The sequence below is a fragment of the Flavobacterium panacis genome, assembly GCF_024649945.1.
GTDB classification, from domain to species: Bacteria; Bacteroidota; Bacteroidia; order Flavobacteriales; family Flavobacteriaceae; genus Flavobacterium; species Flavobacterium panacis.
This window is the reverse complement of sequence record NZ_JANKMS010000011.1, coordinates 68,532-79,740: the sequence shown is the minus strand read 5'-3', so window position 1 is coordinate 79,740 and position 11,209 is coordinate 68,532. Positions and strand designations below refer to the sequence as shown.

12 protein-coding genes are annotated in these 11,209 nt (G+C 35.7%); 10 read left to right on the top strand and 2 right to left on the bottom strand.

Annotated features, from left to right (window positions below; all coding sequences use genetic code 11):
• Nucleotides 1-461 precede the first annotated feature (461 nt).
• From NQQ59_RS20725 to arsB, 8 genes are all read left to right on the top strand, one after another.
• Nucleotides 462-1,997 (top strand): SulP family inorganic anion transporter, encoded by a 1,536-nt coding sequence (locus NQQ59_RS20725; RefSeq protein WP_002978310.1) that lies wholly within the window; start codon nucleotides 462-464, stop codon nucleotides 1,995-1,997.
• A 111-nt stretch (nucleotides 1,998-2,108) separates the two neighbouring features.
• Nucleotides 2,109-2,438 carry an ArsR/SmtB family transcription factor gene (locus NQQ59_RS20720; protein ID WP_002978307.1) on the top strand — a complete coding sequence of 110 codons (330 nt, stop codon included), beginning with the start codon at nucleotides 2,109-2,111 and terminating at the stop codon, nucleotides 2,436-2,438.
• A gap of 66 nt (nucleotides 2,439-2,504) precedes the next feature.
• Complete coding sequence (locus NQQ59_RS20715) at nucleotides 2,505-2,978, top strand: DUF6428 family protein (protein WP_002978305.1); 474 nt, start codon at nucleotides 2,505-2,507, stop codon at nucleotides 2,976-2,978.
• A gap of 12 nt (nucleotides 2,979-2,990) precedes the next feature.
• Nucleotides 2,991-3,422, top strand: a complete 432-nt coding sequence (locus NQQ59_RS20710) for a DoxX family protein (RefSeq protein WP_002978304.1) — start codon at nucleotides 2,991-2,993, stop codon at nucleotides 3,420-3,422.
• Nucleotides 3,412-4,539 carry a chromate efflux transporter gene (gene chrA, locus NQQ59_RS20705; protein ID WP_002978301.1) on the top strand — a complete coding sequence of 376 codons (1,128 nt, stop codon included), beginning with the start codon at nucleotides 3,412-3,414 and terminating at the stop codon, nucleotides 4,537-4,539. The genes NQQ59_RS20710 and chrA overlap by 11 nt, the downstream gene beginning before the upstream one ends.
• Nucleotides 4,540-4,582: 43 nt before the next feature.
• Nucleotides 4,583-5,356 carry a metallophosphoesterase family protein gene (locus NQQ59_RS20700; protein WP_002978299.1) on the top strand — a complete coding sequence of 258 codons (774 nt, stop codon included), beginning with the start codon at nucleotides 4,583-4,585 and terminating at the stop codon, nucleotides 5,354-5,356.
• Between the two features lie 16 nt (nucleotides 5,357-5,372).
• Nucleotides 5,373-5,750 (top strand): glycine cleavage system protein GcvH, encoded by a 378-nt coding sequence (gene gcvH, locus NQQ59_RS20695; RefSeq protein WP_002978297.1) that lies wholly within the window; start codon nucleotides 5,373-5,375, stop codon nucleotides 5,748-5,750.
• 2 nt (nucleotides 5,751-5,752) lie between these two features.
• A complete protein-coding gene (gene arsB, locus NQQ59_RS20690; RefSeq protein ID WP_002978295.1) occupies nucleotides 5,753-6,793 on the top strand; it encodes an ACR3 family arsenite efflux transporter in 1,041 nt (346 codons plus the stop codon).
• 2 nt (nucleotides 6,794-6,795) lie between these two features.
• On the opposite strand, the gene nhaA is transcribed toward arsB, so the two are convergent.
• Entirely contained in the window at nucleotides 6,796-7,983 is a 1,188-nt protein-coding gene (nhaA, locus tag NQQ59_RS20685) for a Na+/H+ antiporter NhaA (protein ID WP_002978293.1), read from the bottom strand.
• Between the two features lie 221 nt (nucleotides 7,984-8,204).
• Nucleotides 8,205-9,248 (bottom strand): IS110 family RNA-guided transposase, encoded by a 1,044-nt coding sequence (locus NQQ59_RS20680; protein WP_041461711.1) that lies wholly within the window; start codon nucleotides 9,246-9,248, stop codon nucleotides 8,205-8,207.
• 397 nt (nucleotides 9,249-9,645) lie between these two features.
• Between NQQ59_RS20680 and NQQ59_RS20675 the strand changes: the two genes are divergently transcribed.
• Nucleotides 9,646-10,113 carry a DUF1905 domain-containing protein gene (locus NQQ59_RS20675; protein ID WP_219071557.1) on the top strand — a complete coding sequence of 156 codons (468 nt, stop codon included), beginning with the start codon at nucleotides 9,646-9,648 and terminating at the stop codon, nucleotides 10,111-10,113.
• A 95-nt stretch (nucleotides 10,114-10,208) separates the two neighbouring features.
• Nucleotides 10,209-11,198 (top strand): hypothetical protein, encoded by a 990-nt coding sequence (locus NQQ59_RS20670; RefSeq protein WP_219071558.1) that lies wholly within the window; start codon nucleotides 10,209-10,211, stop codon nucleotides 11,196-11,198.
• The last annotated feature ends 11 nt before the right edge of the window (nucleotides 11,199-11,209 follow it).

Here is an 11,209-nt window from a genome sequence, read left to right as displayed (position 1 = left end):
CGGGCAAAAATGCAATTCCTTCCTACGGTCGGAAACGCATTTTTGCATTTAAAATTGGTGCAACCCCTTTCTCAAAATGCACCGCTACACAATCCCTTTCTTCACATTTTAACAAACAGGTTGCGAGATTTTTATGTGGGATATTCGCTATCCCATTTGCTGTATTTAGTATTGACTTCTTTTCTTTTCACACTGCGACCAAAGAAAAGATTCTGTGTTGTAAAACAATTTTTTTTAGTTTTTTTGGTGTTAAATTGTGTACAATAACTATAAATTGTACTTTTGCACCACTCAATGAAAAGAACAGTACAAATATCATCCCAAGTTACTCCGCCTTGATCTTAGGCTAACTGTTATATTTCCCAATTTTAATTTATTGGCTTTTTTATCGTACCCAAAGGTTTTTTCTTTTGGTGCATCTCTTTTTTATTTACATTTTTAATATTTAAACATACTTTTTTATGCAGAAAGTTATTAATCTGTTTGATTTCAAACAGAAAATTAATTACAAAAACGAAATTCTTGCGGGTCTTGCGGTGGCTATGACCATGATACCTGAGTCTTTATCCTTTGCTATTCTGGCAGGGCTTTCGCCTTTGACAGGGCTTTATGCAGCTTTTTTAATGGGTATTGTTACTGCAATTTTGGGAGGCAGACCCGGAATGGTTTCTGGGGGAGCCGGAGCAACGGTAGTAGTACTTATCGCATTGGCAGCATCACACGGTGTGGAATATCTTTTTGCTGCGGTTATATTAGCAGGTGTACTGCAATTTTCAGTAGGAATTTTTAAACTGGGTAAATTTGTCCGCCTGATCCCACAACCAGTAATGTATGGTTTTTTAAACGGCCTTGCAGTAATCATTTTCATGGCACAGGTAGCTCAATTTAAAGTTGTAGAAAACGGGATAGAAGGTTGGATGCAGGGGCCGGCGCTTTATCTAATGGCTGGATTGACATTATTAACTATAGCCATCGTATTTATATTGCCAAAATTTACAAAAGCGGTTCCTGCATCTTTAGTAGCAATAATAGTTGTCTTTGGTATTGTATATTTTTTCGGCATCGATACTAAAAAAGTTATTGATATCGCCTCTGTAGGAGGCTCTTTACCTTCATTTCACATCCCTGCTATTCCTTTTACTCTGGAAACATTGAAAATTATTTTCCCTTATGCCTTGGTAATGGCAGGGGTTGGATTGATTGAAAGTCTGTTAACGCTTAATATGGTTGATGAAATAACCGGCACAAAAGGACAATCTAACCGTGAGGCTGCCGCACAAGGTATAGCCAATATCACCAACGGTTTCTTCGGAGGAATGGGTGGATGTGCAATGGTTGCCCAGACTTTAGTGAATGTAGGAGCTGGAGGAAGAGCCAGACTTTCTTCAATAGTTGCAGCCATAGCAATCTTATTGATCATTCTTGTTGCTGGTCCTGTAATCGAGCAAATTCCAATGGCGGCATTAGTCGGGGTGATGATGATGGTAGCTATAGGTACATTTGAGTGGGTCAGCTTTCGAATTATTAATAAAATGCCTCGACACGATATTTTTATTGGCATGTTGGTAGCAGTTATAACCATAGTATTGCACAACTTAGCTTTAGCGGTTTTGATTGGTGTAGTCATTTCGGCTCTAGTATTTGCCTGGGAGAGTGCTAAAAGAATACGTGCAAGAAAATATGTAGATGAAGATGGTGTAAAGCATTACGAAATTTTTGGGCCGCTCTTCTTTGGTTCTACTGCCGCATTTATTGAAAAATTTGACGTACTAAATGACCCGAATGAAGTTGTAATTGATTTTAAGGAAAGTAAAGTAGTTGATATGTCTGCTATTGAAGCTTTAAATAAAATTACGGAGAAGTATCACAAGGAAGGTAAAAAACTACATTTACGTCATTTAAGCCAAGATTGCAGGCAATTACTTAAAAATGCAGAAACAGTTATTGATGTGAATATTATTGAAGATCCTACCTACAAAGTAATGACTAATAAATAGCATCGGAATACCCAAGTTTAATATTACAACTACAGCAATAATTTTAAAAAAAATTATTGCTGTTTAAATTTATTATCGTAATATTGCGATATATTTATTTTTATAAAACTGATGGGTGTCACAAAAACCGAAATTTTTACAGAACAGCAGAACCATTTAGCTAGTATTTTAAAGGCACTGGCTCATCCTGCTCGTATAGCTATACTGCAACATATCATTAAACAAAATGCCTGCATCTGTAATGATCTTGTAGAAGAATTGGGATTGGCACAAGCGACAATTTCACAACACTTGAAAGAGCTGAAAAATATTGGTATCATTAAAGGAAATATAGAAGGAACTAGTGTATGTTACTGTATTAATGAAACAGTCTGGAATGAGATTAAGAAGGAACTCAATAGCTTTTTTGTCGAGAATGTAAATAGTAAAGAATGCTGTTAAGCTTTTTTTTAACACCAAATCATCGTAACATTGCAATATAACATTTATTGAGTTAATATCAGAAATATGAAGCTATCAAAAATTAAAGAAATCCTGCCAACATTAGTAAATGTTGGATTTCAATTAGAAAACGGAACCTTAGTTCCAGAACATTTCCACGTTACCGAAGTGGGACAAATTACTAAAAACTTTATAGACTGTGGTGGCGTAATCCGTTCGGAAAAAGTTGTAAACTTCCAATTATGGAATGCAGACGATTTCGAGCACAAATTAAAGCCAGCTAAGCTATTAAACATCATCAAGCTATCCGAAGAAAAATTGGGCATAGAAGATGCGGAAATTGAAGTGGAATACCAAAGCGAAACGATTGGTAAGTATGATTTGGATTTCAACGGAGATACATTTGTACTGAAAAATAAAACAACAGCTTGTTTGGCTCAAGATGCCTGCGGTATTCCTTCCGAAAAAGTAAAGAAAAATTTGGCAGAACTGCCTGTAAATAATGCTAATGCTTGTACTCCAGGTGGCGGATGTTGTTAAAATTGAATTTTTATGTTTTCAAAAATCATTCATACAGATAATTCAAAGACAACAATCATAATCCGACTGATTGTTGGAGGTGTTTTTTTATCGGAGGGCATTCAAAAATTGCTGTTTCCTGCCATTCGTGGAGCGGGACGGTTTGAAAAAATTGGCTTGCCATCGCCTGAATTTTTTGGAAGTTTTGTAGGCATATTTGAAATCCTTTGCGGAGCGTTTATTTTGCTGGGGTTGCTTACAAGGTTAGCAAGTATTCCGCTCATCATCATTATGCTGGTTGCCATTGCCACGACCAAAACATCTATTTTGGCTAGCGAGGGTATTTGGGAATTGCTGCACGGCAGCCGTACGGATTGGGCGATGCTTTTGGGAAGTATGTTTTTGTTAATCAAAGGCGGAGGTAATTGGTCTATTGATAAAATCGTAATGAGAAATGGAGCGTGATATTCAAATAAAGGAAATTGCCAAACTCTTTCTAAAGCTCGGTTTTATTGGTTTTGGAGGTCCCGCGGCTCATATTGCTATGATGCAGCAGGAGGTAGTAGTGAAAAGAAAATGGATGAGCGAACAGCATTTTTTGGATTTGTTGGGAGCTACTAATCTCATTCCTGGCCCCAACAGTACAGAAATGGCGATACACATCGGCTATGACAAAGGCGGTTGGAAAGGATTAATCTTTGCAGGGTTATGCTTTATTTTACCTGCGGTTTTCATTACCGGGATATTTGCATGGTTGTATCAGCAATACGGACAATTGCCCGAAGTACAGCCCTTTATTTACGGTATCAAACCTGCAATCATCGCTATTATCATAGGAGCTGTTTTTCCATTAGCAAAGAAATCAGTAAAGTCCACATTCTTGGCGGTTGTAGGTATTCTTGTTTTGGTACTGTCATTATTCGGCATTAGTGAAATCTATTTGATGTTTGGAGCGGGATTGCTGGCAATGGCCTTGTATTACCTTCAGGATACAAAAAATACGCTCCAAAGTTTTATCCCGCTCGCATTCTTACAAATCGCACAAAGCCCCTTACTGTCTGAAACAAATACCAAATTATTTTGGATATTCCTGAAAATTGGTGCTATCCTCTACGGAAGCGGTTATGTTCTTTTCGCCTTTTTAGATACGGAATTAGTTGCAACGGGCTTACTCACCCGGCAGCAATTAATGGATGCTATTGCTGTTGGACAGTTTACCCCAGGTCCTGTTTTTTCTTCAGTTACGTTTATTGGCTATCAAATCAACGGACTATCCGGAGCAGTTATTTCTACGATTGCTATTTTTCTGCCGTCGTTTATTTTAGTAGCATTGCTAAATCCCTTAATGAAAAAAATGCGCCAATCTAAAGGACTGTCCATTTTTCTCGATGCGGTCAATGTGGCATCTGTTGCAATCATAGCCGCTATTTGTCTTACAATGGGCAAAGAAACTATTACTGATTGGCGGACGATATTAATTGCAATGATAAGTGCGATCGTAGTTTTCAAATTCAAAAAAATAAATAGTGCCTTTGTGGTTATTGGAGGAGCATTATTAGGGTATTTATTTAATCTTATCTAAAGTTATCTTAAACAAAATATTTAAACAATAAAAATTAGACAAAATGAAAATAGCATTATTCAGTGATATTCACGCCAATTTACCTGCATTAGAAGCATTTTTTGAAGATGTTGAAAAAAGAAAACCAGACAGTATTTATTGTTTGGGCGATTTGGTGGGCTATAATATTTGGCCAAACGAAGTGGTAAACGAAATCCGTAAAAGGAGAATACCAACCATTGCCGGAAATTACGATTTTGGCATTGGCAGAATGAGCAACGAATGCGGTTGTGCCTACAAAACAGACAGTGAAAAAGATAACGGAAATATTTCTATTTCATTCACAAATTCTTTGATGAAAGATGAAGAAAGAGCGTATTTGCGTACACTTCCAGCCCATATCAAAGTAGAATTTCAACTGAATGAAGATAAATTGAATTTGCTTTTGGTACACGGAAGTCCGAGAAAAATAAACGAATATCTTTTTGAAGACCGTGAGGAAAAAAGTATGCTTCGCATTATGGAGCAAGCCGATGCAGACATTATGTGCTTCGGACACACACACAAACCTTATCACAGAGTTTTAAATTCGGGTATTGACGGTCAAAATCATTTCAGACACGCCATTAATATCGGTTCGGTTGGTAAACCGAAGGACAGCGATGTAAGAGGCGGTTATGTAATGTTTACGATTAATGAAAACAGTTCTGTGTTGGACAAAGATAGTATCAGTGTAGAATTTATACGCTTTGATTATGATATTGAAAGGGCTGCAAAAGCAGTTGAAGAAAGCATTTTACCAAACGAATACGCAGAAAATTTAAGAAGAGGTTACTAATCTAAAATTTATAAAAATGGAATTTCCAACCGAAAGAAAGTATTCAAAAGAACATACCTGGATAAGCATACAGGACAACACAGGTACAATAGGCATTACAGAATTTGCGCAAAGTGAATTGGGCGAAATCGTATATGCGGATTTACCAAACGTTGGATATAGTTTTCAGCAGGACGAAGTATTCGGCTCTGTTGAAGCAGTTAAAACGGTCAGTGATTTATTTATGCCTGTATCGGGTAAAATCACTGAAACGAACGAACTACTTTTGAAAGCACCAACACTCATAAACGACCATCCTTATAAAGACGGTTGGTTGATTAAAATTGAAATAAAAGACATTACAGAATTAGAAGACTTATTGACATCAAACCAATATAAAGAACTTACAAATTAGCAATGCAACCAAAATTAAAATTCTTAGACAGATACCTTACTTTATGGATATTCCTTGCAATGGCAATTGGCGTGGGTTTGGGTCATTTCTTTCCCAATATTTCTAATGTTACCAACAGCTTATCTGTTGGCACTACCAATATTCCATTGGCAATAGGATTGATATTAATGATGTACCCCCCCTTGGCAAAGGTTGATTATTCCTTATTGCCCAAAGCATTTAGAGATAAAAAAGTAATTGGCATATCCTTATTGCTCAATTGGGTAATCGGCACGCTATTGATGTTTGGATTAGCGGTTTTGTTTTTACGTAACGAACCCGATTATATGACAGGCTTAATTCTTATCGGTTTGGCAAGATGTATTGCCATGGTCATCGTCTGGAGTGACTTAGCTAAAGCAAACAGAGAATATACAGCTATGTTAGTTGCATTAAACAGCATCTTCCAGATATTTACTTACAGCTTTTTAGTTTGGTTATTCATCAACGTATTACCTGCAAAATTAGGATTAGCCAATTTCAATGTAAGCGTATCCATGAAAGATGTTACCGAAAGCGTATTGATATATTTAGGTATTCCATTCCTAGCAGGTTTTTTAAGCCGTTACTTCCTTATAAAATCAAAAGGTATAGAATGGTATAACCGAAAATTCGTCCCCGCAATATCGCCAATTACCTTGTACGCTTTACTGTTTACGATAGTATTAATGTTCAGCTTGAAAGGCGATAAAATATTGGAATTACCAATGGATGTAGTAAAAGTAGCCATACCGCTAATCATCTATTTTGTGTTGATGTTTTTCGTGAGCTTCTTTATCAATAAATCTCTTAAAGTTCCTTACGACAAAAACGCATCCATCGCATTTACAGCCACAGGAAACAATTTTGAATTAGCAATAGCCGTAGCAATATCGATTTTCGGCATTCATTCGCCACAGGCATTTGTGGGTGTTATCGGCCCACTGGTAGAAGTTCCGGTACTGATATTATTGGTAAAGGCAAGTTTATGGCTAAAGGAGAAATATTATAGTAAAAAAGACTGAATTTAAATTTCAGTCTTCTTACTCTTTCTTCTACTTGATAAATTCAAAATCACATATCCTATTATACCCGCAATGAGTGATGTTATTAAAACAGATAGCTTGGCCTCTTCAATGAAAACCTGATTGTCAAATGAAAGCATAGATATAAATATGGACATTGTAAAACCTATTCCAGCTAATAATCCTAAGCCAATAATGTGAATAAAGTTACTGTTTGCAGGAAGTTGACCTATCCCTAATTTAGAGCATATCAAAGAGGTTACAACAATGCCAATGGGCTTACCAAAAATCAATCCCAGTGAAATACCTAAACCTAAAGGGGAAGTCAGTCCTTCTATCATTTCCTGATGAATTGTAATATTTGTATTGGCGAATGCAAAAATGGGAATAATTAGAAAGTTAACAGGTTTTACAAGTGCATGTTCTAGTTTCTCTAACGGAGATTCAACTTCTGTATCATTGGTTGGCAAGGTCATCGCTACCAGTACACCTGCTATAGTGGCATGAATGCCAGAATGATGCACAAAATACCATATAAACACTCCTGGTATTAGATATAGATAGGGATTCTTAATATTGAATCGGTTCATCAAAATCAGTACTAGTATTCCAATTCCGGCATAGCCTAGATAGCCTAACTCAATTCCGGATGAATAGAAAATGGCAATTACTAAAATAGCTATGAGGTCATCCACTATCGCCAAAGCCGCTAAAAATATTTTTAAACTGGTTGGTACTCTTTTGTCTAACAGCGAAATTACGGCCAATGCAAAAGCAATATCGGTAGCCATGGGAATACCCCAGCCGGAAGCTGTCGGGGTTCCTGAATTAAAATATAAATAAATCAATGCGGGGACAACTGCTCCACCGATAGCAGCAAGGATAGGCAAGATTGCTTTTTTAGGAGAAGAGAGTTCTCCTTCAACAATTTCTCTCTTAATTTCCAGACCTACCAACAGAAAAAAGATTGCCATCAATCCGTCGTTGATCCACATACTTACGGAATAATTGAGGTGTATGGCTTCATTTTCATACCCCAGCTTTGTGTCCAATAAATTTTGTAGCGGAACGGCCATTGATGTATTTGCCACTATCATTGAAATCACTACGCATAAAAAAAGGAGGAAACCTCCAAAATTACTTGATTGAACAAAGTCTTTGAAAATATTTAGATTGATCTTATCCTTCATGTTTTAAATGTAAAAGTTAAATATCGCAATTTACCAATATTAACTTACTCTGCCTCATAGATGGGTTCTAAATCTATGAAATAAGCTTAATTTGGGTAATAAATCCGTGTCACTTTGTAGTGAAGATCTATTAAAATTATGCATGTAAAATCCTGACATAATAGCTAGTAAGCTAATACACTTTAAAATTGTAAGGAACTGTGTTGGGGCTATTTCCTTAATTATGGTAATGTTATAACTTCTGATGAGATTATTTTGCGTTCATATTCTGAATCATAATAGGCATTACTTTTCCATAATATGTATGTCAATTCCAATAATTTCCTTTGGATGGCAACTATAGCCTTCATTTTAATCCCATGCCTTGAAACTATTCTTAAGAAAATATCTCTGAATCTTTCATCAGTCCTGATTGCAGCCAGTGCCGGAAAGTGCATTACTTTCCTTAAATTCCGATTACCCCGCTTGGATATTCGGGGTTTGGATTTCACTGAGGTTCCAGATGTTTTTTCTCTTACATCTAATCCTGCATAACTGACCAATTGTCTTTTATTCTTTATTAACTCGAATCCGTTAGTTTCGGCTATAATGGTTACAGCGGTTAAGTTTCCAATTCCAGGAATAGAAGATACCATATTCATCTTTTCTAGTAGAACTTCGTCTCCTTTGATAAGTATAGCAATTTCTTCTCTTATCTCTTTTTCCTGCGAATCAATAAGAGCTATTCTTTTTTTTGTTCGTTTCACTGAGCTTTCACTTGATGTTTCAGAAGTACGTTCTGCATGCAGTTGATTTTTTAACATTGTACGCTCATGTACCAACTGCTCTCGTTCCCGACAAAGCTGTCTCAAATCATTGAATATTTTTAAAGGAGGTTGCCAAACTTCCAATTGCCTTTCCAAACCGAATCTCGAAATGGCTTGTGAAGCGCTCTTGTCAGTTATGGTTTTTATGTCAAGTGTTCTCGCATAATTACTAATCTTGTTTGGCAGAACGATACTGACTTGTTTTTTAATACTGCATAGGTAATAGGCTAAGGATTCATGATAAACGCCTGTTGCTTCCATTACGTACCGTACTTCTGTTGTAATTGATGTCTGCTTATTTACCCATGACACAAGGCTTGAAAAACCCTTTCGAGTATTGGGAAATACTTTGTATGCATAAACTTCTATGCTGATTTGTTCATCCATTCGACCAAGCGATACAACTAATTCATTTTGTGCTACATCAATTCCTACTGTCTGCTTTAATAATACCTTCATCTTATCTGGTTTAGGTAAGTGATAACCTTTCTTCATCTTTTCTCCTGACTGGATATACTGGCTATAAGACTCATCATAATGAGCAAATTCCTTACATTCTGTTCAGATTCTAAAAGGTTAAAGAAGAGGAGGCAGTTTCTTTTCTTGAATATACCATATAGGCTATTTAAAGCAAAATCTGCTCTCGCCCTTCTTCACTTAGATTATATTATACAAACATAGGAGAAGCAAAAGAACGTCGCCTGATTAATGATGGTTTATAATAGAATATTTGCGATAACCCTAGCATCTAATTCATTAAATTTGTCCTTAAAACAAATAGACTAATTCCTATACAAAATACCCAAATTTTCTAAATTAAGGGGTTAGCGGTATAGCTATAATACAGGTCATAAAGATGGAATACTTAGTAAAAGACGAGGAACTTGAATTGAAATATGAAGCAGGTAAAGGTGCTTGGACATATCACATCCAAGTACCTAACACTAAACATATCGTAGGAAAATGGGGTTCATTGAAAGTATCTGGTACAATTGACAACTACACAATTGACAGTATTAATTTGTTTACAATTGGGGGACAAGACAAGCTAATTTCAATTAATGACAAAATCAGGAAAGCAATCAGCAAAAGTGGTGGCGACACTGTAACTGTTACACTTTACTTATTGACTTCAAAGGAGTCGATTACAGAAAAAGAAATTTTAGATACTTTTAGAAAATCGGGGGTTTTAAAATCGTTCAATAAATTACCAAAAGAAGATAGGATTAAAATTATTGAAAAAATATCCTCTACAAAATCCGAGGACAAACAAGTAAATATAATTTTGAAATACATTGACCAATTGGGTGACGACAATGATTAAGCAGTCTTCACTTGATTTCCTTTCTACTCTCAAGCAGAATGGTTTGAAAAAAAATGGCATTACTTTAAAAACTGTCAGTAAAAATAAATTTCAAAATGATTGAAACAGAAATCTCAATAACCGTAAACAGAAAATCCGATATTACCTTATTAGCGCAAACAATTGTCGGGAACAAGTTCCAATTTCCGGTTTACATTCGGGAATATGAATTTAGCTATCAAATAAATTTCACAAGTGATTATGAGGAATGGGAATTAGACACAGCTATTCTCAATTCTTTTCCTGGATATGAATTTACCACCGACCTCGAAAAAGGACGGAAGGAAATACGGATACAAATATCCCGATACCAATCTGAATTATCTACTGATGGCTGGGGAAGACGGATTGAAAATCCTTTGGATGAAACGAAATATCTTGTGAAAGCATCGGCAAATAAGTCTGAAAAATTCAACTCTAAAATTAAAGTTTTGTTCGAAGATAAAGAGCAGTTCTACTTTGTAAACATTGTGGATGGTGTTAACAGTACAACCGAAGAAAAAGGTTTTTTGCTTCTGGATCATTTTAAAGCCAATGAAACAGATGAAGCAACTTTTTTTAAAGATAGATTATACAAATCTCCATTAGAAGCTTTTCATTCAGGATACTATAAGTTATCTGAATTGGTTGACAAGGATTTTAGCACTTATCTTGAAAACAAAAAGAAAGAAATCAGAGAAATTCAAAAACAACCACGAAAAATCATCAGAGATTTTATAAACGCCTGTAACAGTTCCGATGAAAGTAGTATCCTGAAAAATCTTGACGAAAATATCGTTTTTGAAGTTCGTAAAAACTGGAAAACAATATTTGAAATCGAAGGGCTTTCAAAATTCAAAGAATATCTGAACTCATCCAATCAACAATTGTGTGGTAAGAATTTTAAAATCAGGTCATCTTGGAGTTTTAGTTTACCAAACGTGACTATTGGAGTAAAATATTTTCCGCCAGTTACAGAAAAGGATATGCACCCTACTCAAAAATATGAGCAGATAAGGTTTGTACTAAATGATAAAAAAATCGCTAGTATTTTGTATGAGAATTAGTGAATTTTATC

What these genes read in the sequence shown, in the direction of transcription:
- NQQ59_RS20675 (WP_219071557.1), top strand. Translation starts at nt 9,646, where the DNA reads ATGGAATACTTAGTAAAAGACGAGGAACTTGAATTGAAATATGAAGCA.
- NQQ59_RS20715 (WP_002978305.1), top strand. Translation starts at nt 2,505, where the DNA reads ATGAAGCTATCAAAAATTAAAGAAATCCTGCCAACATTAGTAAATGTT.
- NQQ59_RS20720 (WP_002978307.1), top strand. Translation starts at nt 2,109, where the DNA reads ATGGGTGTCACAAAAACCGAAATTTTTACAGAACAGCAGAACCATTTA.
- gcvH (WP_002978297.1), top strand. Translation starts at nt 5,373, where the DNA reads ATGGAATTTCCAACCGAAAGAAAGTATTCAAAAGAACATACCTGGATA.
- chrA (WP_002978301.1), top strand. Translation starts at nt 3,412, where the DNA reads ATGGAGCGTGATATTCAAATAAAGGAAATTGCCAAACTCTTTCTAAAG.
- arsB (WP_002978295.1), top strand. Translation starts at nt 5,753, where the DNA reads ATGCAACCAAAATTAAAATTCTTAGACAGATACCTTACTTTATGGATA.
- NQQ59_RS20700 (WP_002978299.1), top strand. Translation starts at nt 4,583, where the DNA reads ATGAAAATAGCATTATTCAGTGATATTCACGCCAATTTACCTGCATTA.
- nhaA (WP_002978293.1), bottom strand. Translation starts at nt 7,983, where the DNA reads ATGAAGGATAAGATCAATCTAAATATTTTCAAAGACTTTGTTCAATCA.
- NQQ59_RS20680 (WP_041461711.1), bottom strand. Translation starts at nt 9,248, where the DNA reads ATGAAGGTATTATTAAAGCAGACAGTAGGAATTGATGTAGCACAAAAT.
- NQQ59_RS20725 (WP_002978310.1), top strand. Translation starts at nt 462, where the DNA reads ATGCAGAAAGTTATTAATCTGTTTGATTTCAAACAGAAAATTAATTAC.
- NQQ59_RS20710 (WP_002978304.1), top strand. Translation starts at nt 2,991, where the DNA reads ATGTTTTCAAAAATCATTCATACAGATAATTCAAAGACAACAATCATA.
- NQQ59_RS20670 (WP_219071558.1), top strand. Translation starts at nt 10,209, where the DNA reads ATGATTGAAACAGAAATCTCAATAACCGTAAACAGAAAATCCGATATT.